The following is a 22,899-nucleotide window of genomic DNA, read 5'->3' as shown; positions in this document are numbered from 1 at the left end:
ACGTTCACATTAGCTGAGCGTTAGCGTTGGAGCATGAACATTGAGCTGCCCCTGGTGCGCGGTGACGTTGATGCGTGCATCCCGATCCGTGAGCACTGCGACCCTCATGTTCTCCTGCGTGAAGGAACCCGGGGGCTGGCGGGCGCGGGAGTGGAAGTCACTCAAGTCCGCGCTTTTCTTGTCACTGCCCAAGGAGAGATCGCGCTCGTGGGTCACAGTGAGGAACAGGAAGAGGTGCCTCCACGGCTTGCATCTTTTCCCGTTCCGCTGTCGGAAGAGATGCTCAACGAGTGTGACGAGTCATACTTCATTGGGGTGACACGCTCCTGGCCGACAAAGAGGACAACGACACGAAACTCAGTGGCGACGAAGCCGAACGAGTGGGGAGAAGGTGCGGAGTCGTCCTCGTCAATGGATACGGTTGCGCACGTGGCAATCGTTGGTGGTCAGCGCGAAGGCAACGAACGGATGCTGCGCGGCGCACAACTGACCCCCTCGGGTGCTGTGTGGCGTCCCCTGCGCAAAGTGGGGCACCTACTTGGCGGGAACGAGGCGGCACTTGCACTTTCGGCAATTGCGTTGGCCGCGTGGCATCACTCATTCCGCTACTGTCCCCGCTGCGCTGCTCCCGTGCGCCAGATTCTCGGCGGCTGGGCAAGCGAGTGCACGGGGTGTGGATACGTTGAGTATCCCCGGCATGATCCGGCAATCATCGTTCGGGTTGACGATGGACGAGGACGGACGCTCCTTGCTCATAACACCGCGTGGAGAGAGGGTTTTGTCTCCACGATCGCCGGTTTCGTTGAAGCCGGTGAATCACCCGATCAGAGCGTTGGACGTGAACTCATGGAGGAAGTGGGGCTATCGGTTGATGACATGACCTACGTGGGAACGCAGCCGTGGCCCTTCCCCAGGTCGCAGATGCTGGGATACGTCGCGAAAATTCACGCTGAGGATCCTGTGCCTCGGCCTGATGGAGCGGAGATTGAGTGGGCACGTTTCTATTCGCGCGAGGAACTCACCGAGGCGATCCTCAATGGGACGGTTGAAGCTCCGGGGCGTGCGTCGATTGCGTATGCGATGCTGCGTGACTGGTACGGCGGGGAGCTTCCTCACGGGCCGCTGACGTCTCGATAATTCCCCGCGAGGGAGTGCGGTGAAAACCGAGGGGGATGTTCTTAAGGCGTTGATCTTCCCACAGGACGTTCACCGGGTGCCGCAGTTGTCAGTTGGGCATGGGAAGATGCCTCTATGGAACAACCGGACCCCTCAGCTCTCCTTGATGCTCTTGACCCTGACCAGCGGGCCGTCGCAACTCAGGTGACGGGTCCGCTCGCTGTGCTCGCGGGCGCAGGAACAGGGAAAACACGGGCGATCACCTATCGCATCGCCTACGGTGTTGCCTCGGGCGTTTACGACCCGTCACAGGTCCTTGCCGTGACGTTCACGAAACGTGCGGCCTACGAAATGCGTCACCGCCTCGCTCAGCTGGGAGTCCCACGGGTCCAGGCACGAACGTTCCACTCTGCGGCTTTGCGTCAGCTCATCCACTTCTGGCCAACCGTTGTTGGTGGACCACTGCCTGAGATCCTTCCGCACAAGGCCTCACTGGTTGCGGCATCAACGCGGCGCATGGGACTGGGAAGCGATAAAACATTGGTGCGCGATCTGGCTGCTGAGATTGAATGGGCAAAAGTGTCGATGATTGACTCTGCCCACTACAGGCAACGAGTCCTGCGTGATGGTCATGAAGTTCCAGCGGGCCTGTCGGCCTCAGATATGGCGCAGCTCCTCGATGTGTACGAGGACGCGAAAGCGGAACGCGGATGCATTGACTTCGAGGACGTTCTGGTTCACATGTGTGGGATTCTCCAGGAACGACCTGAGGTTGCCGCGATCGTGCGTAAGCAATACCAACATTTCGTTGTCGATGAATTCCAGGATGTCAACGCGCTCCAGCAGAAATTACTTGACTTGTGGCTGGGGAACCGTCATGACGTGTGCGTCGTTGGTGACGTCGCGCAAACCATCTACTCTTTCACCGGTGCAAGTCCCAAATACCTCCTGGGTTTTGCCCGAAAACACCCCGGTGCGCGAACGGTGGAGCTTGTTCGGGACTATCGTTCAACCCCGCAGGTTGTGGCCGTTGCCAACCGGCTGATGTCCCTCTCTGGTCGCTCAGCTGGCACGGTACGCCTGGAATCGCAGCGGCCCAGCGGTCCGGCTGTGTCCTTCAGATCCTATGCCGACGATCGGGCGGAAGCCGAAGGCATTGCCGATCGGGTTGGTCAACTCATCGCACAGGGGACCGATGCTCATCGCATCGCTGTGCTCATGCGGATGAACAGTCAGTCTCAGATCATCGAAGAAGTGTTTGGTCAACGGGGAATTCCCGTGGCAATGACTCACGCAACGCCGTTCTTTAACCGAGAGTCGGTGAGGTTAGGGATTAATGCGCTCGTTGTTGCCTCTCGTGGACAGTCGATGCAGGAAGAACACGCGGGGAGTGCTCGTCAATCTCCGGGCACCGGTGTTGGTGGTCAGGCACCCGCGAGCGCAGGTGACATCGCGGCGACCACGAATGAAACAGAAAGTCCGCATGATGGGCTCGTTGACCTGGTCAAAGACATCCTCGGACCCGTTGGATGGTCTCCTCAAGCCCCCGCCGGTACTGCGCTGCGTGAACGCTGGGCAAATCTTCAGGCCATCGTCCAATGGGCTCAGGACTCCGCGGCAACAACGCTCGGTGACTTCGTTGCTGAACTGCGAGAACGAGCCCAGTATCAGGTTGAACCAGACAAGAACGGTGTTGAGCTGACAACGATCCACGCGGCGAAGGGTCTTGAATGGGATGCCGTATTCCTCATCGGAGCCTCCGAGGGGCAGCTGCCGATTTCGCATGCCACAACGGATGATGAGCGAGAAGAGGAACGCCGGCTGGCCTATGTTGCGATTACCCGTGCCCGTGACATCCTCGAGGTGTCGTGGGCGCGTGCTCGTTCCACAAGCGGTCGAGGGGCACGCAAGCGCTCGCGGCTTTTTGACGGCATCTGGCCAGAGGAACCCGCGCAGCAGCGGGCAACGCCACGTCACGTGCGCACCTCCTCTCGCGCGGCATCGCGTCAGCGCGCGGCCGAATGGGAAGAATCCGCGTCCGAGCAGACCCGCGATCTTTTTCTCCGGCTCAAAGAATGGCGCTTGGAGGTGTCCAAGGAGATGTCAAAGCCACCTTTCTCAGTTTTCACCGACCAGACACTGCGTGACATTGCAACGGTTCAGCCCAAGACTCTGCGGCAATTACGCGTGATCGGGGGAGTGGGAGACATTAAACTCGAACGCCACGGCGCACACGTGCTGGCAATCGTCCGGGGTGACAACTGGCGCGACTACTGAGCTCGTGGGCAATCCCCTCAAGACGTAAGAGCCCGCATCGTCCTCGTCGATCACTCCTTCCGTTTGGGTGGGCAATAAGCTGAGTCTTACCATCCCTACATCCGGCAGCCGCAATCGGGATCCCACGTGACCGCTTGGGAGATCACAGTCCCCGCATCGGTCAGCGTCACCACATCAGAGAGTTCGGGGCCGTCTGGGGACAGAGCCTGCGCGCATTCCTCACCTTTGTAGACGGAGGCGACGCGCTGCATCAGAAGCAACGCAGCGTAATGATCGATCCGGCGTGGGATGGGAGCCAGACGCCACCGACTCGCCTGAAACATATGTCGCAACAGCTGCGGGTCCTGGCGAAAACACGGGTGGAAAGCGCAGAAGAAGCACGGAGTGACCCCCGGGATGATGATCGGTGACATCATGTAGCCGCTTTCGGTGCGTGTGAGAACAATATGCGGCTGCTCTGCGGAGGCAAGTCCAGCGAGGACCCCCGGATCTGGGAAGCGTTGAGCGCTGACAACCACGAGGTCGGGCGCTGGAACGGGTGAGAAGGTTGCCGACGCACCAACGTCATGCACATAGCTCCTCATTGCGGCGGCTACTGATTGGCCGAGGTAGCGCTGGCCAATAAACCGGGAGATTGCCGGGTCGACGCTTCCACGACAGCGGATGTCAATGGTCAGCGTGGCGCTATCACCAAGCAGGCAGAGCATTCCAAAGGTTGCCGCGGTAGCCCCCTCCGCTCGGAGACTCAGATGCGCCGTGCATTGATCTTCGGCGATCATATTCGCGTTGCGAAGTGCGGTCTCGATCGCGTCTCGACGGTGCTGAGGCAGTTGAACACCGGGACGGGAAGACCGTGAGGGTGTGCCCGTGAACTCAGAGGGTTGCGCGGCGCGTCCAAGTGATTCGAGGAACGACATCTCGTTGTCAGTCAGGTCCGTGAGAACCACATGACGATTGAGATCTGAACCAACCTGAACAGACCGGGAGTCGCGGAAAATCACCGCAGTTCCCGGGCGTAAACGAAGTACCGACGCCATCGTGATCTCCATCCTTTCCGTGAATGATCACAGTATGGTTCGGTTGATATCAGTTCTCAATGAGTCCGGTGAACCTGTGGATAACTCAGATACCGACCCGGCGACTACTCTTCCGAGCCATCGTTGTCACCGGATTCATCCCAGGCAGTCTCAGATTTTTCCGAATCCGATCCGGCAGCGGCCTCGCCCTCGGCCCCCGACGTACCGGCCCCGGCGCTGAAACCCGCACGTTTGAGGGTCTCCCTTTCCGGATCGTCCTCGGGAGACAATCCAGAAGCCCAGCCCATCGTTCCGTCAAGCAAAGAGTTCAGAGCCGCATCAATGTCGGCGTCCTGATCCTTGGCGGCCCGACGCAAGGTCAGGAAGGTGTCGGGAGTATCCAGCTCCGTTGCCGTGGGGATGACATCGGGGTGACTCCACAGAGCCTCGCGAGCTTCTGCGCCACCGTCAGCCTGAACCAGGGAGAAGATCGACGCGGCGCCGCGAGCGCGGCGTGGACGCATCCGCAGACCGATGAGCTGGCCAAGAATGTCCTCGGCTGGGGCACCCGTGGCACGCCGGCGTCGAACAAGTTCACGCAGTTGATCTGCGTGCGGCAAATACGGGGCAACGGCCGCAGCGGTGACGACTTCAACCCAGCCTTCAACCAGCGCAAGAAGCGTTTCAAGTCGCTCGAGGGTCGCTGCCTGCGTCGGCGAAACGTTCATCTCAAAAATCCCACCCGCGAGCGCTCCCTCGAAGGACTGAGGATCGGACAGATCGATGCCCTGAGCGGCATCGGTGATCGCCGTCATGTCGATGGCAATTTCACCGGAATAGCGCTCAACGGCATGGATGAGGTCGCGGGCAAGCCAGGGAACCGAAGTGAAGAGTCGCCGATGCGCGGCTTCACGGACGGCAACGAATTGTTGAATCTCCTCAAAGGGAATGTCCACACCGTCGGAGAATTCCTCGATGTTATGAACGACGAGCGCAGTGACTGGCTTGTCCACCAGCGGCAGACCAACATCGAAAGACCCCAGGGAATCTTTCGACAGGGCCGCCAGAGCGTTCCCGATCTGCGCACCGAACATCACCGCTGACAACTGGGGAATCATTGATTGGGTTTGGCTCAGCATCTTGCGCAGGCCGTCTGATAGTGGGCCCTCGTCCTCGTGAAGGATTCCGGCCTCGTCCTCGTTGCCCGTCAGAGGCGAAGAAGACGTGTCGATGCCGAGGTCACTGAGCTGACTGGACATGGCCGCCCCGAGGGCGCGCGACACGCTTGCGGCAACGGGTTCGCAGATGCGTTTCCACATGTCCAGGGTTGAGGCGATCCATTCGTTGCGGCTCCACACGTGGCGTTCGACGGCCCCGGGAGAGAACTCGGTCACGGAATCAAGCCACAGGTCGGCAACAGACATTGCCTGGCGTGCGCGTTGAGCTTGCGCTGCCGTGGGAGAGGGATCACCGGACTGGAAGGCCTGCTGACGGGCCGTATCTTCAACGATGCGCCAGTTCACGGGCCCGCTGGAGGAATTCATGAGGAACTCAAACTGAGAGACAGCCTGGGTGAATTTCTGCGGGTCGGAAAACTCTGCGGGAAAGGTTGAGGGGTCGAAACCCTGCGCCTGAAGTGCGTGCGCGGCTTCCTCGGCTGCTTCGTCACCGAGCATGCGGCGGAGAAACTCTGAGAACGGATCGTTCGCTTCCATGCCTTGACTCTAGCGAGGAACGATCGGTGTCGTCGTGAAGAAACGTGAGAGTGCGCTGAGAGCAAAACAGGAAAACCCTGAAAATGGGTGCTCGGTTCGCTCATTCTCCTCGGGACGGGTCAGAATGTGTGGGTGCGTGATAAGGACAGTAACCAGCAAGCCAGCGGGACACACACCGGTGTCTCTTCTTCTCGTGTTCCCTCTTCGGGGAACGAGGACGAGGGTGAAAACTCAGCTTCTCGGGCCAGGGGAAGGTTTCGGCACCTCTTGAGAGTGAAGATCGTGATTGGAACTCTTGTCGGGGTGATTGCCGGGGCAGTTCTTTTCATTGTGCCGATGCCCTACGTTGTCCACATGCCGGGACCGACATTTAATGTCATCGGCTCCTTAGACGGGTCGCCGTTCATTAACATCACGGGAACGGATCCGACAACACACAAAGCCGTGTCACTGGATCACACCGATGAAAAAGGTGACGGCGAACTACGAATGGTTACCGTTTCGGAATCGGGGGGTCCGGGGCATCGGTTGACTCTTGCAGAACTTATTGGAGCGAAGCTCGATTCTCGTAATGAGATCCGCAAATACTCTGAGGTTTATGCGCCGACGACAACGCAAAAGCAGGTGGAGGAAAGAGCGAAAGCTGCGATGGAGTCCTCTCAGTCAACGTCGGAGGTTGCGGCGCTCGAACAGCTGGGGTGGTCGATTCCTGCGGTGGTGACAGTTGCGGGAGTTGTGCCGGGAGCGGATGCGAAAGGCAAGGTTGTCGAAGGGGATATTCTTCGATCGATCACCACCGCTGACGGTGTTGTCCACAGTATTGAGTCCATTTCTGATCCTTTTGCCATCATGCGTGAGATCCCTGTGAATTCAACGGTCACACTCACTGTTGAGCGCAGCGGTGAGACGAAGAGTCTGGACATTGTGACGGGAAAAGCCGGTGAGGATGAACGAGGGTCGAAACTGGGGATTTACCTTGTTCCGAAGATGAAACTTCCGGTGAATATCACCTTTAATCTTGAACAGGTCGGTGGCCCCTCTGCCGGCCTGATGTTCAGCCTGGGAATCATTGATCGACTGACCCCCGGACCTTTGACCGGCGGAGCGGTGGTTGCCGGAACCGGCACGATGAGTTACGACGGCGAGGTCGGGGCGATCGGGGGGATTCGTCAGAAAATGTGGGGAGCCGTCAACGACGGCGCCACGTGGTTCCTTGCACCCGCCTCAAACTGTGACGAGGTGGTTGGTCATATCCCCGAGGGGCTGAACGTTGTCAAAGTTTCAACCCTTGAGGATGCGCTCAACGCCGTGAACGCAATCAAAGAGGGGAAAACGCAGTCGCTTCCGACCTGTCAGGCAGGCTGATAGCTGAAGCGGCAATCCGCAACCTGGGCAACCTACAACCCGGGCAATCCGCAACCTGGGAGGCTACTTTTCCTCGGGTTGGAGGGACAGAGCCAGCGCCTGGACAAGATTGGGGACGAGGGCGGACCCTTGACCAACCTTGTCATCGGAATCGAAGGCACGGGTGCGCAGAGCACACCAGGACTCACCGGTGCGAAGCACCCCGACTGCCAGACGTACATCCGTGCGCGACGGATGCGTCGAAATAAACTTCAGTGCTTCCTCGGGATCTTCGGGTGCAGCGTCTTCGACCTCGGGGGGAACAACGAGGCGTTCAACGGTGAGGGCAGCTCCGGCGACTTGCTGTGGCCAGGCAAGATGACCAAGAACTTCCTCGAGGTCGTCCTCGCCCAGATCCTCCTGAATGATGGCTGAGAGGTGCGTGGCCGAGCCGTCCCATGACGCGGTGATCTGCTGGGCAATGTCAGGAGGAAGCCCCGGCTGGTTGAGCAGCTCGCTCGTGGGAACGAGGGCGTACAGAGAAGGGGCGTGGTCCCACCCAACGCGCGCGGCAGTGCGTTCGATGTCGACAACAACGTTCGCCAATGCGATCTGCTCCGGGGTGGGCATGTCTGAGCTTTCCATGTGGTCCATGTTCTCATGAAGTCTGTTGACAGCGAGCACTCCCAGCTTCATTCGATAGAATCCTAGGACCTCATTCGTCAAAAGAGAGGACGACGCAGTGAGCACTTTCCCGATTTTTCAACAAAACTCTGAGCCCCAGGGCAACGACGGGACCACCGGAGGACGCCGGCCACCTCGCATGCCCAAGAAGGGCAAAGGCGGTGGCTTCGGCAAGCGTGGTCTTAATCCGCTGGTCGTGACAGTCATCGCACTTGCAGTGGTTGTTGGATTGATCTACGCCGCCTCAATCGTCTGGACCGAGATCCTGTGGTTCCAGCAGATGTCAGCGACCCGAGTGATTCTCACCCGGTGGGGCGCCCACATCGGGATGTTCGTCGTTGGGTTCCTCATCGTTTCCCTGTCCACCCTGGTCTCAATGAACTGGGCGTACAAGCGTCGCGATTCATCCACCCGCGGCACAGCGTCAGCGAACTTGCGAGAGTATCAGCAAGCCTTCGAGCCGGTGCGTCGCATTGCTTTCTGGGGCGTTGCCCTATTCCTCGGTTTTATCAACGGGTCCAACCTGGCTGAGCACTGGCAGGAACTCCTTCAATTCATCAACCAGTCGCCCTTCGGTCAGGCGGATCCATATTTCGGCTTCGATCTGGCATTCTTCGTTTTCACTCTTCCGGCGCTGCAAATCCTCGTCTCTTTCTTCCTCACGACGGTCGGCATTTGCCTCGTCGCCTCGATCGTGGTGCACTACCTCTACGGAACAATTCGACTGGTTCCTCGGCCTCACGCATCCAAGCCGGCTCGTCTGCAAACAGGTATTCTCGCGGCTGTTGGTTCACTGCTCATCGGGGTGAACTACTGGCTGGGACGCTACGCACTCTTAAACAAGCGCGGCGGAAACGTTGACGGTGCCCTGTACACCGACATCCACTCAACGCTGCCCGCTCACTCGATCCTTGCGGTCATCTCCGTCTTCGTTGCCGTTCTTTTCGTCATCGCGGCTTTCCGTGGGACATGGCGTCTACCAACGGTGGGTGTTGTTGTCACAGTTCTCTCTGCCCTCGTCATTGGTCAGGCATACCCGGCACTGATCCAGCAGTTCCGCGTTAACCCGAACGAGCGTGCCTTGGAGTCCGAATACATTCAACGCAACATCGATGCCACCCTTGCAGCCTATGGTCTCGATGACTTGGAATACACCAACTACGACGCTGAGACAACAGCGCAGGCTGGCCAGCTGCGTGAGGATTCGGAATCGACCTCGCAAATCCGTCTGCTTGACCCCCAAGTCATCACGAAGACCGTGCAGCAGCTCCAGCAGTCGCGCCCCTACTACGGTTTCGAGTCCGGCATGTCCGTTGACCGCTACACGGTTGGGGATGAGCAGCGCGACACCGTGATTGCGGTGCGTGAACTCAACCTCTCAGGTCTGTCATCCGAGCAGCGCAGCTGGGTCAACATGCACACCGTGTACACCCACGGCTACGGTGTTGTCGCGGCGTACGGCAACACCGTGACATCAGGTGGCCTGCCCGCCTACTGGGAGCAGTCCGTGCCCTCGGTCGGTGAGATGGGCGACTATGAGGAACGCGTGTACTTCTCTCCGAAGGCCCCCAGGTACTCGATCGTCGGCGCACCCGAGGGTGCGGATCCTCAAGAGTTGGACTACCCGGATGACAATGCCGCCGGTGGCCAGGTGTCAACAACGTTCTCCGGAAATGGCGGGCCGTCGATCGGTAACGTCTGGAACAAGCTGATCTATTCGATCAAATTCGGTTCGACAGACATTTTCTTCTCCTCGCAAACCAACGAGGCATCGCAGATCCTCTACGACCGTGATCCCTTGCTGCGCGTGGCAAAGGTTGCGCCCTACTTGACCCTTGAACAGGATGCCTACCCGGCGGTCGTGGACATGGATGGTGACCCGTCAACGCCTAAGCGTCTCGTGTGGGTTGTTGATGCGTATACAACAACGGATAAGTACCCGTACTCGCAGCACACCTCGCTGGAGGAAACAACGGTTGACTCCCAGACGTCAACGGTCGGTGAGTTCGTTCAGGCCAACACGATTAACTACATGCGTAACTCCGTGAAGGCTATTGTTGACGCCTACGACGGGTCAGTGCGTCTTTTCGCATGGGATCAGGATGACCCGATCCTCAACACGTGGACGAAGATCTACCCGAACATGGTTGAGCCGATTGCGAATATCTCCGGTGACCTCATGAGCCACCTGCGCTACCCGGAAGACCTCTTCAAGGTTCAACGTGAACTGCTCACCAGCTACCACGTGAAGAATGCGTCGGATTTCTACGCCGGTGGTGACCGGTGGCGCCTCGCCGAGGAAACCTCAACAGCAGTGTCCGCACCGACCACGCAGACAACGGACGCGGAAGGTAACCCTGTGACGACGCGTAAAGCCGTTGCGCAGCCTCCGTACTATCTGACAATGCAGATGCCGACGCAAGAATCCGCGGAATTCTCACTAACATCCGTGTTTGTTCCCGGTGGTGAGTCTAAGCGCGAGGCGATGGCTGGCTTCCTCGCGGTCGACTCCGAGACGGGGAACGAGGCCGGAAAGGTCCGCGAGGGGTACGGCAAGCTCCGCCTGCTGGCATTGCCGTCCTCGACAACAGTTCCCGGCCCAGGTCAGGTGCAAAACGCCTACGACTCAAATGAGAAAATCGCATCGCAACTCAACCTGCTGAACCTGGCAGATTCAACGGTCATCCGCGGGAACCTCCTGACCTTGCCGGTCGGCGGCGGGTTGCTCTACGTGCAGCCCGTGTATGTTCAGGGCACAGGTAATGCCTCGTATCCGGTGCTGCGTTCCGTTCTCACTGCGTTTGGTAGCCAGGTGGGATTCGCTCCGACACTTGAGGAATCCCTCAACCAGACCTTCGGTGGCGATGCGGCTGCGACAGTCGCAGGTGAAGAAGAACAAGATGAGGGTTCCGACGCCGGAGATGGTGCTCCGCCCGCAATGAAGAGCGCCCAGCAGCGTCTGACGTCCGCTTTGCAGGATGCGTCAGCGGCACTCAAAGAAGGCAATGACGCACGTGTGTCCGGCGACTGGGCGGCCTACGGGAAGGCCCAGGAGAAACTTGATCAAGCGATCGCCGATGCGCTCAAGGCCCAGGAAGAACTCGGTCAGGTGCCCGCCGGCACTCCAGAGTCTGGAACCCCGGAGTCAGGTTCGAGTTCGTCGAAGAAGAAAGATGACTCAGCCTCATCCGGTGGTGACAGCTAGTTTTGTGGCGTCTTCGCGTCATAGGTGCGGCCCCGTCCTCGTTCATTGAGAAATTAACGAGGACGGGGCGCGTCTTTTCCTCGGTGGGGGCTTACGGGTCATGTGGTCAATAGGTCTCGGTGCATCCTCTGCTGCACTGGAAGGAGGGGAGATTTTGGCGAAATTCTGCGGAAAGTTGAGTTGTGGAGAGGAAAGTCACCGTCTGAGGGTTTGAGATGCGTGGGTGGGATCGCTAATGTTGGTCTTACCGACGCGGGGTGGAGCAGTTCGGTAGCTCGCCGGGCTCATAACCCGGAGGTCGTCAGTTCAAATCTGGCCCCCGCTACGAGAAAGCCCGGAATATCAACGAAAACTCGCTGATGTTCCGGGCTTAGTTTTGCCCAAAATGGCCCAAGGGGCCAGAAAAGGGGCACTATTGCCCAATAAGCCCCAATAACCCACGATCTCACCCACTCGATGTACATCTTCGCGTCTTCTGTTCATAATGGAAGTTATGAACGATGTGAGCGTCACTGATGCGCGCAGCCGGCTCGCCGATGTCATCAACGACGCCCGTGTGCGACACACCCCGGTCTTCCTCACGCGCAGGGGACATCGAGTTGCTGCGGTCATCGATGCGGAGGACCTTGAACTTCTGATGGAGAGGGCACAGGACCTCGCAGACATCGAGGCCGCGGAGGCCGCCCGCGCCGAGATCACTGAGAATGGAACTGTTCCCTGGGATGAGGTCAAGGCGGAGTTCGGGCTCGCATGACCTACCGGATCGTCTATGAGATCGACGACGGGATGCTCGTCGTCCTCGTGCTCGCCGTCGGTCACCGCCGCGAGGTCTACCGTCGAAGGTGACGTGGGTGCTCGCTCGCATCGATGGTCTCGTGAGCTCGGAGAGGCAGTCGCGGGCAGAACGGGCGGAGTCACTTAAAGACGATTAAACAATCAGTCGTCGTACCAGTGCGAGTGATCTTGATCGGCGGCGAGAAGTATGTACTCGATATTCGGCCTCCTGAATGTCGCGATTAACGGCAGGTCACCCACTTTGTTGTCGACAAGAGTTTCCGTGACGGCCTCATCCAGGAAGAACGCTCCCGCGATGGCGTCACAGCTCGGACATCCGTGGTTTAGGTAGGATCCGCCCTCTTGGAGTGGCGAGTCTTGATCGTCTGCGCCAGAGATGATCCAGAGAGGGCAAGGCACTCTTGGGGGTAGGCAAGATGTAGTCCGGATACTGTTCGGATAACGGTATCGGTGGCCCCATCAACGTGGATGAGTGCTGGAATCCAGGTTGTGGAATGACATCGCCAGCACTGCCATTCGACGCCGCGAACGACAAGTGGTATTTGCTCGTGTGCGAAGTCGCTGAGATACCGGGCTTTGTTTAGTAAAAATGGACACCTGACTGGACACGTGTTCAGAACCCAAAGCTGGATCCCTCATCCGTCTTGGTATCCCCATAGCTTCCGTGCCCAAAATATCCAAAGGGTCAGAAAAAGGGCTACTATGACAGGTTCTGTTGGTGAACTGGGCTTATGTGGGGGTTTAGTCCACGGTTCCGCCCGCGAGAAACACCCTGGGTCTGCGGGACTTAGCTGGTAGATTCCTCTTTCGGCGACGTTGATGTGGCGCACCTTTTCTCGCATGACCACGTGTGTTGCGTGTGGCATTGTGCCCGGATGTGCAAGAGTCTGCGATGTGGTTACGGGCGGTTACGGGGAGTGGGACCCCGGAGCTGTTGCGTCGAAAGCGTCATTATGAGATGGCTTACATGTTGGAAAAAAATTAGGATTCGTCACATGGTGGTCAATGCGGCGAAAATATCTGATGAATCTCAGTAATTCTGTGCCTTTTGGCCGAATCTCCGGTGCAAAGATCAGTGTCCACTCAGTGACATCACTGTCGCATTGAGGGTGAAGAGGTGATTTGACGATGGAAAATCCGCTAGTTAATCTACCGGTTGGTTTGTTTGTCAGTAAGCAGAGGATCTCGAACACCTGGACAGGGAGGGACACATGCACAGATCTATTCAGGATCGCAAGGCGCGCATTTTCGCCACACTCGTCCTGGTGTTGTCGCTTGCTCTTGCATGGTCTGCTTGTCTTCCTGTCGCAATGGCCGCGGGTTCCCTCGACGACAAGGGTGCATCCGAAGCCGTCGAAGCTGAGAATTCTTCCGTAACCACCCCCGATCTTTCCACGTCGCCGGATCAGGAAAATCCAGACCCTGACGTTAGCGCCACGCCGGGATCTGAAGATCTCGAGCAGGCCGGATCTTCTGTCTCTCCAGAATCTGATGAAACCTCCGGGGGGGGGGGGGCTTCTGAGCTAGCATCGCCAGATGCCGCTGTCGATGTCGAGGCGGAAGACCTTGATGAACTTGAGCTTTCGCCCCTGACGTCTTTGGTCGCGTTCCGAAACGCACGCGCGGAAAACAAGGGCGTTGTGGTGCTGTCGAGTAAGGGTGAGCTGTATTTGTTCAACCCCGCAACGGGGGGCATCACCCCGCTGCCGCCATATCTCCCGAGTGTAGAGAATAAGACAGGCCCGCTGACTTCGGGTTCCAAACGCGAGCTCCGCTTTGGGAAGAACGATCTTCCGTGCAGGGACAATCGTCCGAATCGCCAAGATGACAAGTTTTGTTACATCTCCCGTGGGGTGAGCTACAACGCTCTTGGCATAGGAGCGGATGGCACCCGGTACGCGACTTTAAAGGTTGGTCAGAGTGGTACGCCCTATGAGGAGCGAGCGGGTTCCTCACAAGCTCCGCTGTTCCAGGTCTACCGTCTTGCGCCGGGGGCCGACGCATGGGAGGAATTCGGTGCCGAGTTTGAATTCCCCTATAGGCAACGACCTGGTGGTCACCCAGTAAATGAGCTGACCTTTAACGGAGGACAAGTCGCTCCTGATGGCACCTATTATCTTTCGGTTACGGACTTAGAAGGTCCGGCCAATGCACGGCGCCTAGTCGCACACGTCTATAAGATGACGTCGCAGGAGCAGGATCGACCCCAAAAAGTCGGCGATGTCTACGATTCGCAGCTTTCGCCGAACATCGGTAGCAACGACATCGGTAACAACGACGGTGACATGCTGTTTACAGAGGCAGGCGACCTCGTGATGGGGTTTACTAACCATCGCGCCAATATCCCCGGAAGTGGAAACCCCGGCTTTAATCAGGTGAATTTTGAGGTGGTGACGAAGGAAACCCTCGATAGGGCACATGGCACCACCCTCGACTCCTACCCTCTCAGGAGCGCGAAAATCCGCGCCGGCGAGGATAAACCTGAGGACTTCGCGGGCGTGGGCCCGGCAGCAGGTGTGTCCATTGGTCCTGGGGGAAATCTGGTAACGGCGAATTTTGCGGTAATTGACAGCATCACGCGGTTCCTGTCGATATCCGGGAATGGTTACGGGAATGGTTCGGTGAGCCGGATCGGGACTATGCCCAATAATCTCGGAGACTACAGGACGCGTGATGCTTTGCCCGTGTGGGAATATCCGCTAGCGAAATGGGATAAACGTCTAGACTTCAGAGGCGATACCCATTACACGGTGCATCCGTGGGTAGGAGAGATCACCGACATGGCAGGTGAGGCTTTCGTCCCTTCGGTCACTGTGCGCAAAGTTGTTGAAGGCCGTGCGAATACTAACGATCAATTTAAGGTGAGCGGGACCGCAACTATCACCAGAGAGGCAACCACGAGCGGCGCGCAGAAGGAAGTCAGCACGGAGCGTATCCCCGTTCTTGCGGGCACCACTGTCACTGTTTCCGAGACCATTACTCGACCAGAGGCTACACTAGCCGATTACTCCGTCAGCCTCAGCTGCACGGACGGTTCCACCCCTCAGGTGACGGTTGATGGCTCACGCGCGACTGCGTCAATCACCGTGACCGGCACGCCTGGCGACGTGGTGTGTACGTTTACGAACACGCCGAAAGCTGACGGGAAAGTGGAGTGGGCCAAGGAGAATGAGACCGGTCAGTTGCTTGGCGGTTCCTCATGGCGGATAGCGCGTCGAGATGGCGCCCCCTTCACATTTGACGGATCTCAGAATGCTGAGAAGAGCTTCGTTATTTCTGATGCGACCGCAACTGGCGGTCTCGACAAAGATACGGATGCGGGCAAGTTCCTCCTTACGGGTCTTGCGCCCGGTGACTACACCCTGAGAGAAGAGACCGCGCCAGAGGGATATCAAAGGTCGGGAAAGACCTATACCTTTACAACGACGTCCCCTGCCCAAGAGGTCAAGAAGGTTCATCTCTTCGATGGCCGCCAGCCCGTCGTGGGCCAGTTTGGTCGGCATAACGCGGTGCAGAACGTGCCACTCACCGGCACGTTGCTCTTAGAAAAGCGTGCGGATCAGGGAAATCATGTTGGCACCGAGCCGCTGCTGTCTGGATCAGAGTGGATTCTGACAAACAACAAAAATACAGAGGAGCGGCGGGTTACAGATTGCGTCGCCGTGGACGACGCTGCCTGCCAAGGCACCTCGCACGATACAGACTCCCGAGCCGGAGTAATCCGCGTTACGGGCCTTCCGCTGGGAAATTACGAGTTGAAGGAAGTGAAGGCTCCCGCAGGGTACGTACTCGATACAACCCCTAAGCCCTTCACGATCGACTCCGGACATCTCGATGTGAAATTTGAGCGTAAGCAGTCGATCTACAACACCAAACAGGCCGGACCTTCGATCCCGCTGAGCGGTGGAATCGGACGTGACTTCTTCGTCTTCCTGGGCGTGGGAGTCCTTGGGATCGCGCTGCTCATGCAGCTTGCACAGCGTCGCAAGCGCAACTGAACACAGGGCTTGAGTTAGGCCCACAACACGAAAGGAACTCGAGTGCAGCTTCTGAAGAAGATGAGACAGGGCGCTCTTGCGGCGATGGCTGTTGCCGTAGCTTCAGCCCTCACGCTGGGTGCGGGTGTGGCGAATGCTGACACCCCGACCGGCCCGGGCAACATGCCCACTACGCAGGGCACCATCACCATCCACAAACACAAGGAAATTGGTAGCACTACTGCCCTCAACCCCGATGGGACATCCCAGGCGCCGGCTGATCCGCTTGGCGGCGTGGAATTTACCGTGACGAAGGTCGAGGGCATCGATCTGAACAAGAACGCAGATTGGGCGAAAATTTCGACCCTTAACGCGAAAACCATTACCCGCGGTGCCGCACAGAAGGTGACCACGGCGGATAACGGTACTGTGACCACGAGCAGTCTCGATATCGGCGTCTACCTCGTGGAGGAGACAGGCACGGGCACGCACGCCATCACCTCGAAGGCGGCCCCGTTCTTCGTCACCATCCCGTTGCCCTTCCAGAACAAGTGGATCACCAATGTTCACGTCTACCCGAAGAACGTCGTGAAGACACCGGGTACGAAGGAAGTCACGAACGACACCAACACTCACAAGGTCGGTGACGTCCTCGAGTGGACGATGACCACGACGGCAACCACGGCCAACCCGAGCGCATACGGCATCGTCGATCAACTTGAGAGCTACCTCGACTACGTTAACGGTTCCGCCAAGGTGTTCATCAACGACCAGGAGGTGACGGATATTACCGTCACGCCGGGTACCACCCCCGCCAAGCACGTCAAAATTACGGTCAATGATGCTGCCCGCCAGCAAATTACGGCAGGTGCTACCGTGAAGTTCGTTCTCCAGACCACGGTGACGACGATGCCGGAGAACGGTATCGTCAAGAACGGCGCATGGCCGATTGACAACGAGTACAACCCCTTCGAGAACCAGAATCCGGGTGGCGACACGCCTCCGATCATCCCGACCAAGGATCCCTACTTCGGCGACTACAAGTTCAAGAAGGTTGACTCGAACAATACTGGCAAGGCGCTGGCAGGCGCCACCTTTGGTCTCTTCCAGTGCGATGGCAATGCAGTGACGGGCGACGCGATCGTGACCGCTACCTCGGGCGCTGATGGTGTCGTTGCATTCAACGGAATCTACCTCGGCACATTCACCAAGGGCACCGCTCAAGCGGATGCCAAGAAGACGCTGTGTCTGAAGGAAACGGAGGCTCCTGCCGGCTACATCCTCTCCGAAACGGTGAAGCAAGTTGAGATCACCGCCGGCCACGTGGCTGATAACGCCACGCTCGACGAGGTGCGCAACACCCCGCAGAACGGTCCGGACCTGCCCCTGACCGGTGCGGCCGGCACAATGGTGATGACCCTGGCTGGTGTGGCTCTCCTTGTTGCTGGTGCCGCGCTTTACGTGACGTCCTCTCGTTCGCGTCAGCGGAACTAACACCACCTAAGTTGTGGGGGTGCATGGCACCCCCACAACTTTGTCATTTTCTGATCGATCTGATCTGATTTTCATGTCTCGTCTTGTTCGCGCTTTTGTTGTCGCGCTACTCGTCCTCGGCGGAACTGGGCTCATTCTCTACCCCACGATTGCTTCGTGGAAGAGCCAGTGGAACCAGTCCCAGGTGGTCGATGCTTACGCTCACCTTGTTGATCATGTTGAGCCCGACCGAATCGACCAAATCAGAGAGGCACGCAAGTATAACGATCTTCTCGCTTCCGGAGCCGTGCTGGGATCCAATGAGCACGTCCCGCAGGGATCCGGTGTTGTGGATACCGACGCGAACCCCGACGTTTTACCCTACGATCAGCAGCTCAAGGCCGGAGATACGGGGCTCATGGGTAGGATCCGTATCCCGTCCATCGACGTAGACCTGCCGATCTATCACGGAACCAGTGAACAAACGCTGCTGATAGGGGCTGGCCACCTCGAGGGAACGTCTCTGCCTGTGGGGGGAGATTCCACCCGAACCGTGATCACCGCTCACCGTGGCCTACCTGAATCCACGCTCTTCAACAATCTCGACAAGGTCAAGAAGGGCGATACCTTTACCCTCGAAGTGTTCGGCGAGGTGCTGACCTACCGCGTTTTCTCCATGAAAGTGGTGCAGCCTGAAGACTCCGAAGAGGTGCTCGTGGAACGCGGACGGGACCTGGCGACTCTCATTACCTGCACGCCGCTTGGTGTCAACAGCCATCGTATCCTCGTCACTGGTGAGCGAATTATCCCCACCCCGCAAGCTGATCTCAACAAGGCAGGTCAAAACTCCGAGCTACCGCGATTCCCGTGGTGGATCCCCATCTCTATTGCGGTGCTTGTCGGGATCGTGGTCTATCTTGGGCGCGAAACGGTGATCTACCGGCGCGATAAACGCACCGCCAACGTCGGCGAACGCGTAGAAGACGCCGGGGTTGAACTTGAGGACAATCGCGCGGGCGAGTAACGGCTCGTCCCTCGTACTCGGACACTTGGGCACTCGCTCGGCGTGAACGCCCAGGCAGACTCTGATCTCTCCGACAGCACGGCTCTGTACGAGGCGGCCCGAGCATGGCGTAGGGAGGGGGACTAGTCCCTACCTTTCATAAAGAACCCCTGATCAGGTGAAATACTGGTCAGGGGTCTTTGCTTTGCCCGACAAGATGGGCCGAAGAGCGTTGTCTTCCTGGTGAGACAACATCGTGATCAAAGGGTGACATGCTCATCTCATCGCTGCTGGTGGTCTGATCCCTGCCAGGAGCAATCGAATCGAAGGATTGAACTCTCAACTCAGAGCAATGCTGCGCAGTCCATCGTGGCGAACCGTTTCTACGTCAGATCAAATCGTGCATGTGGTGGAGTTGCCAATACACGATCGACCTGCGTCCAGACAGTGAGATCATCACCCTCGTGTCTACCGACACTCAGATCCGCGAGCTCTACCAACAAGCCGCACGAGGCGAAGTAGAAGCCGACCAAACTCACCGCCAGCACCGAGTCAAGCCGTCACCTGGACCGACTTCACATGGTCAACCAATACAGTCAAGGCTGTCAACGAAAAACCCTACCAATAACACTTGTCGAATAAGCCTCTGATTGATATAGTCTAAAGCGTAGGTCTAGCTACAACCAAGGAAGAATCGTGCAATGTTAAAGCTACCTAGCCTTCCGGGGCCCGGTGTCACACTGTCGATCGTGCCAGCTCCGGCAGTGTGGGCGTCTTGCTGCACTGTGGCTCCACACATTACGGGGTGAAATCATGAGCAAGAGACTAGTTTTTTGGTTCCGCGTTGCCTTGGTGATCTCTATTTTGGGATTACTGTTCTGGAGTGCCTATGCTTTCGTAGTTGTACACGACTTGATTCTGGTATTTCCGGATGAATTACAGTATCCGAATTTGTGGGGAGCTATCGCAGTCATTTGCGCTCTATTTGTGCCGGTAATTTTCGCAGAAGTGTTTGCGCTCACTTTTGCTACGAGCGTTCCGCGAATAAAGGCCCTCTCCAGGGTTCTTGAAGTGACATGCTGGCTTGGGGTAATAGCAGCAATCGTCGTTCCTGTGGTATTTTCCGTGACGCAAAATGTGGGTCACATTGCGATTGTTCTATTCCTGATCACCAACGCCGCTGTCTTCGCGGCAGGCGCTTTATTTACCCGGATGCGTCGACAAGTGGAGGGGAAAAGCTCCTTTTCCACTGAGAATTTTTCCGATACTCCTGAGCCTGGTCTGACTATTTTCGTTGGTCTGACCGCCCTCGGTCTTGAGGTTGCCTGCTAGCTCGTCAAGCCCAGGTGTGTGGTGCTTGCTTGCCGGATAGTCATACCTGATGACTGGTGTGGTCGTTGTGATGGGTAGGGAGCGTCGCACGACGCAGTGAATCTAGAGTTGGCTAGCGGTGAGATTTCCCCCGTCCTCAAAAGTGTGCCTGTTGTCAGCGTGCGGGTACCTGGTGTGTGTCAGTGTCGACGTGAAGCTGAGTTCGCTGAACATGCAACACGTGATGAAGGGGAGCGGATTCCAGAAAATCAGGATCCGCTCCCCTTCATACGCGAGGCTTGCGATGTAGCCCCGTGTGGTCCTCACTCCTCAGTGTGAGGAGGGGAAGAAGGATCAGGAGAATTCAAGTGCAGTTGTGATCCAACGCCCACGAAAAGCCTCCATCCGAATGGCGACAGCGTGATTCTCCCGAGGTGAGGCAATAATTGCGTTGGCCTCGTAAATTCCAGGGCGAGTTTCTTGTGTCAACCAGTTGATCGGGCGACAAATTTGCGGGCCTTGCGGCTTTTTCGCTGGCAGCGGCATGTGACTGAACGCCAGGTAGAGCGGTGGAACCATCCATCGTTGAAGTTGTGTGATGGGTCGTGCTCGGAGAGTAACCTCAATGACTGCGCGCGAAAAGTTTGCTGCCCAGATTCCGGCTTTCGCATGATCATTCTGGCCAAAAAGGTCGTGCTCGTAACTGCTCGTCAACCATGCTAATAGTTCGGCGCGATCAACCGGGCTGAGGTCAATTTCTGGGTCCCAACGAAAATACCTTCGTGGATAATCGACGTCGCGGCGAGGCGAACGGCGCGTCATAGGGATGCGCGGGCTGGGGTGAATGACCTTGGTTGGTACGACGTGAATGAATTCAGGTGTGCTTGGCATGGATACTGGGCTGCCCTGGACGGCTGCGGTTGCTGACAGCTCCTGCGTCGGTGTCTGTTCGGGCACGTGTTGACTGGGCGTGTGCGCCGGAGTTTCCGGCGCTGAAACTGATGCGGTGATGATGGTTTCCTGACTATGAGGGGCTAAAGGGGGCATGAGGTCAGTGTGTTGTGTGGTGTCGATGTGTGACTGTCCATGATTGTTCATGAGAGGTCCTCCGGAATAACAAGCACTTGGCCCGGAAAGATCACATTCGGGTTGGTGCCGATTGTCTGGATGTTCGATTCGTAGATGCGTTGCCATGCATGTGTCACGGCAACATCGCCGGGATGGTTGTTCAACAACCCCAGAGCGATTAACGATAGCGTGTCACCTGGCTTCACCGTGTATGTTTGTATAAAGTTCTGCTGATAAACATTTTCTCTGGGCGACATGCTCTGCGTGTTTGGCGGAGAAGTTAGCCCACTAACCTGCGTAGTTGATGTCGGTGTGCAGGGCGCTACAGTTGCAACGCCTAATTCCGTGGCATCACGCGACAGCGCGTTATCAGGTGCCTGCTCAAGGGAGCGGCGGGTCGCGTGAGCGAGGGTGTCAGCGGAACCAGACCACGACAAATCCTCGAAACGTGGATCAACATGGAGCGCGTGGGTGCTCTGGCTCATGTCGTTGACATCGGGAGAAGCAGCGAAGGCAGCACCCACACCGATGCCGGACAGTGCACTTGTTCCCACAAGGATGCTTGAACTAGCACGCAAAAGAACACGTCGAGCAAGGCGTGTTCCCGAACGCTCAACTCGCTCGCGGAGCCGATGGCGCAGATGCTGAGGAAACCATCGAACATGGGTGAGGCGCGCAAGAACAACCCACCCAAGGTTCCAGAGGACCACACCGGTTGATGCGGCCATGAGGCTTAGTGCGACAACGATGTCCATGCGATACCAGCTGACAAGTGGGATGAGAGAACGAGAACACAGGGAAAAGAGAATTGTGCAAAGAATGGCAAACAGCCATAAAGCAGTCTCTTTTTGAGTATCAGTGCACCCAGATTGACGCATCACGACAAACTCCTTCGTTGATCTTGACGAGACTGTAACAACTCGTCCAGGCGCTGCAGAGTTATCCACAAGGAGTTAATTGACCTGCACGATCACGCTGATCAGAGAGACTTTTATTGTCCACAAGCGAGGTGGCAAGCGGGTTTTCATTATTGGCGAGGACGATGTCCGTGCCGAGCAGGTACATAGGGTGACAAGGAATTCTTCGGGGTCTAACCATGAACGAGGACGAGCGCGCAAGTACGCTCAGGTGCGCATCGCCGAGATGCACACGATGCTTCTCATCGGGCCCGCGCAGAAGCGTTGGCGTGAATCAGAGAAACGGACTCTCAATAAATATCAAAGAAAAACACAATTAGTGAAAATTCTGTATTCACAGGATCAGTGACATCACTCGACAGGGAATCAGGCTACTGAGAATGTGTCACGATGGACCTCGATTCCCTTCTCAATGACATCTCAGCGCAATTCGATGAGCTGAGTCGGCGTTCCCTCGTCGATAGCTCCGCAGAACTAGCTGAGGTTGAACGGATAGGCGTGACCTTGGACGCGCGACTCGCGCAGGCCGTTGGGCGTGAAATCTCAGGATTCATTACCGATGGCTGCCAATTCACCGGCATCCTCGTTGACGTTGGGAAGCGGTGGATCCTCGTGGAATCGTCAACTGCGGCGGGAAGCGAACTCGTCCTCGTTCCCACGATCAAGCTCTCTGCCACATGGCCTCTGGGAGTTGCGGCCCCTCGTCAACGGGAGGAATCGTGGGCGATACGCGCCTCACCACACCACATTCTCAGAAAGTGGGAAAGAGAGGGCGCTCGCGTCACCGTGCACGCTGGGCTGACGCGAATTCGAGGACACATCTGCGGGGTGTTTCGCGATCACATTGACCTGATTCAGTGGACACGGGAAGAGGGAATCGAGGTTCGAGAGAAAGGAACGCGGGTGAAACCCGCACTCACCATCGCAACTGCAATGATCGACGACATCAGACGTTTGGTGCTACGTGACTCGGCGTAGCCCCAGGCGGCAGGAGTCAG

Annotated in this window: 17 protein-coding genes and 1 tRNA gene; 13 read left to right on the top strand and 5 right to left on the bottom strand. The window is 57.5% G+C overall.

Annotated features, from left to right (window positions below; genetic code table 11):
* Window positions 1-33 precede the first annotated feature (33 nt).
* Window positions 34-1,137, top strand: a complete 1,104-nt coding sequence (nudC, locus tag G7Y41_RS06740) for an NAD(+) diphosphatase (protein WP_231367264.1) — start codon at window positions 34-36, stop codon at window positions 1,135-1,137.
* 114 nt (window positions 1,138-1,251) lie between these two features.
* Window positions 1,252-3,393, top strand: coding sequence for an ATP-dependent DNA helicase UvrD2 (locus tag G7Y41_RS06735; RefSeq protein ID WP_165316007.1), 2,142 nt, complete (start codon window positions 1,252-1,254; stop codon window positions 3,391-3,393).
* Between the two features lie 95 nt (window positions 3,394-3,488).
* Here G7Y41_RS06735 and G7Y41_RS06730 read toward each other — a convergent pair whose 3' ends face one another.
* Together G7Y41_RS06730 and G7Y41_RS06725 are read right to left on the bottom strand one after the other, a co-directional pair.
* Window positions 3,489-4,430 (bottom strand): hypothetical protein, encoded by a 942-nt coding sequence (locus G7Y41_RS06730; protein ID WP_165316008.1) that lies wholly within the window; start codon window positions 4,428-4,430, stop codon window positions 3,489-3,491.
* 104 nt (window positions 4,431-4,534) lie between these two features.
* Window positions 4,535-6,124 (bottom strand): zinc-dependent metalloprotease, encoded by a 1,590-nt coding sequence (locus tag G7Y41_RS06725; protein ID WP_165316009.1) that lies wholly within the window; start codon window positions 6,122-6,124, stop codon window positions 4,535-4,537.
* 132 nt (window positions 6,125-6,256) lie between these two features.
* Between G7Y41_RS06725 and G7Y41_RS06720 the strand changes: the two genes are divergently transcribed.
* Window positions 6,257-7,489, top strand: coding sequence for a YlbL family protein (locus G7Y41_RS06720; RefSeq protein WP_231367263.1), 1,233 nt, complete (start codon window positions 6,257-6,259; stop codon window positions 7,487-7,489).
* A 63-nt stretch (window positions 7,490-7,552) separates the two neighbouring features.
* Here G7Y41_RS06720 and G7Y41_RS06715 read toward each other — a convergent pair whose 3' ends face one another.
* Entirely contained in the window at window positions 7,553-8,113 is a 561-nt protein-coding gene (locus G7Y41_RS06715) for a PPA1309 family protein (protein WP_165217680.1), read from the bottom strand.
* Between the two features lie 178 nt (window positions 8,114-8,291).
* On the opposite strand from G7Y41_RS06715, the gene G7Y41_RS06710 reads away from it, so the two are divergent.
* From G7Y41_RS06710 to G7Y41_RS06675, 8 genes are all read left to right on the top strand, one after another.
* On the top strand, window positions 8,292-11,357 hold the full coding sequence (locus G7Y41_RS06710) for a UPF0182 family membrane protein (RefSeq protein WP_165316045.1): 3,066 nt from the start codon (window positions 8,292-8,294) through the stop codon (window positions 11,355-11,357).
* Between the two features lie 251 nt (window positions 11,358-11,608).
* Window positions 11,609-11,682: transfer RNA gene (locus G7Y41_RS06705), tRNA-Met, on the top strand.
* Window positions 11,683-11,850: 168 nt separating this feature from the next.
* Window positions 11,851-12,111, top strand: a complete 261-nt coding sequence (locus G7Y41_RS06700) for a type II toxin-antitoxin system Phd/YefM family antitoxin (protein ID WP_231367262.1) — start codon at window positions 11,851-11,853, stop codon at window positions 12,109-12,111.
* Complete coding sequence (locus G7Y41_RS06695) at window positions 12,108-12,203, top strand: type II toxin-antitoxin system RelE family toxin (protein ID WP_231367261.1); 96 nt, start codon at window positions 12,108-12,110, stop codon at window positions 12,201-12,203. The genes G7Y41_RS06700 and G7Y41_RS06695 overlap by 4 nt, the downstream gene beginning before the upstream one ends.
* Before the next feature lie 1,160 nt (window positions 12,204-13,363).
* Complete coding sequence (locus tag G7Y41_RS06690) at window positions 13,364-16,150, top strand: MSCRAMM family protein (RefSeq protein ID WP_165316011.1); 2,787 nt, start codon at window positions 13,364-13,366, stop codon at window positions 16,148-16,150.
* Window positions 16,151-16,192: 42 nt separating this feature from the next.
* On the top strand, window positions 16,193-17,623 hold the full coding sequence (locus G7Y41_RS06685) for a SpaH/EbpB family LPXTG-anchored major pilin (protein ID WP_165316012.1): 1,431 nt from the start codon (window positions 16,193-16,195) through the stop codon (window positions 17,621-17,623).
* A 73-nt stretch (window positions 17,624-17,696) separates the two neighbouring features.
* Window positions 17,697-18,626, top strand: coding sequence for a class C sortase (locus tag G7Y41_RS06680; RefSeq protein ID WP_165316013.1), 930 nt, complete (start codon window positions 17,697-17,699; stop codon window positions 18,624-18,626).
* A 792-nt stretch (window positions 18,627-19,418) separates the two neighbouring features.
* Window positions 19,419-19,937 carry a hypothetical protein gene (locus G7Y41_RS06675; protein ID WP_165316014.1) on the top strand — a complete coding sequence of 173 codons (519 nt, stop codon included), beginning with the start codon at window positions 19,419-19,421 and terminating at the stop codon, window positions 19,935-19,937.
* A gap of 333 nt (window positions 19,938-20,270) precedes the next feature.
* Here the strand turns inward: G7Y41_RS06675 and G7Y41_RS06670 are convergent, their stop codons facing one another.
* Both G7Y41_RS06670 and G7Y41_RS10085 read right to left on the bottom strand, forming a co-directional pair.
* The gene (locus tag G7Y41_RS06670; protein ID WP_165316015.1) at window positions 20,271-20,963 is read right to left on the bottom strand and encodes an Rv3235 family protein; all 693 of its coding nucleotides are present in this window, start codon (window positions 20,961-20,963) and stop codon (window positions 20,271-20,273) included.
* A gap of 47 nt (window positions 20,964-21,010) precedes the next feature.
* The gene (locus G7Y41_RS10085) at window positions 21,011-21,865 is read right to left on the bottom strand and encodes a LysM peptidoglycan-binding domain-containing protein (RefSeq protein ID WP_442984202.1); all 855 of its coding nucleotides are present in this window, start codon (window positions 21,863-21,865) and stop codon (window positions 21,011-21,013) included.
* Between the two features lie 76 nt (window positions 21,866-21,941).
* Between G7Y41_RS10085 and G7Y41_RS06660 the strand changes: the two genes are divergently transcribed.
* Window positions 21,942-22,250, top strand: a complete 309-nt coding sequence (locus G7Y41_RS06660) for a hypothetical protein (RefSeq protein WP_165316016.1) — start codon at window positions 21,942-21,944, stop codon at window positions 22,248-22,250.
* A gap of 41 nt (window positions 22,251-22,291) precedes the next feature.
* A complete protein-coding gene (locus G7Y41_RS06655) occupies window positions 22,292-22,879 on the top strand; it encodes a hypothetical protein (RefSeq protein ID WP_165316017.1) in 588 nt (195 codons plus the stop codon).
* The last annotated feature ends 20 nt before the right edge of the window (window positions 22,880-22,899 follow it).

Source organism: Schaalia sp. ZJ405 (assembly GCF_011038885.2).
Taxonomy (GTDB): Bacteria; Actinomycetota; Actinomycetes; order Actinomycetales; family Actinomycetaceae; genus Pauljensenia.
Note: the sequence above shows the minus strand (reverse complement) of the source record. Positions and strands in the feature narration are given on the sequence as shown.

Excerpts from the sequence above, each read along its gene's own strand:
- nudC (WP_231367264.1), top strand. The coding sequence starts at position 34 with ATGAACATTGAGCTGCCCCTGGTGCGCGGTGACGTTGATGCGTGCATC.
- G7Y41_RS06715 (WP_165217680.1), bottom strand. The coding sequence starts at position 8,113 with ATGGAAAGCTCAGACATGCCCACCCCGGAGCAGATCGCATTGGCGAAC.
- G7Y41_RS06700 (WP_231367262.1), top strand. The coding sequence starts at position 11,851 with ATGAACGATGTGAGCGTCACTGATGCGCGCAGCCGGCTCGCCGATGTC.
- G7Y41_RS06730 (WP_165316008.1), bottom strand. The coding sequence starts at position 4,430 with ATGGCGTCGGTACTTCGTTTACGCCCGGGAACTGCGGTGATTTTCCGC.
- G7Y41_RS06675 (WP_165316014.1), top strand. The coding sequence starts at position 19,419 with ATGAGCAAGAGACTAGTTTTTTGGTTCCGCGTTGCCTTGGTGATCTCT.
- G7Y41_RS06680 (WP_165316013.1), top strand. The coding sequence starts at position 17,697 with ATGTCTCGTCTTGTTCGCGCTTTTGTTGTCGCGCTACTCGTCCTCGGC.
- G7Y41_RS06735 (WP_165316007.1), top strand. The coding sequence starts at position 1,252 with ATGGAACAACCGGACCCCTCAGCTCTCCTTGATGCTCTTGACCCTGAC.
- G7Y41_RS06670 (WP_165316015.1), bottom strand. The coding sequence starts at position 20,963 with ATGCCCCCTTTAGCCCCTCATAGTCAGGAAACCATCATCACCGCATCA.
- G7Y41_RS06695 (WP_231367261.1), top strand. The coding sequence starts at position 12,108 with ATGACCTACCGGATCGTCTATGAGATCGACGACGGGATGCTCGTCGTC.
- G7Y41_RS06690 (WP_165316011.1), top strand. The coding sequence starts at position 13,364 with ATGCACAGATCTATTCAGGATCGCAAGGCGCGCATTTTCGCCACACTC.
- G7Y41_RS06710 (WP_165316045.1), top strand. The coding sequence starts at position 8,292 with ATGCCCAAGAAGGGCAAAGGCGGTGGCTTCGGCAAGCGTGGTCTTAAT.
- G7Y41_RS06725 (WP_165316009.1), bottom strand. The coding sequence starts at position 6,124 with ATGGAAGCGAACGATCCGTTCTCAGAGTTTCTCCGCCGCATGCTCGGT.
- G7Y41_RS06655 (WP_165316017.1), top strand. The coding sequence starts at position 22,292 with ATGGACCTCGATTCCCTTCTCAATGACATCTCAGCGCAATTCGATGAG.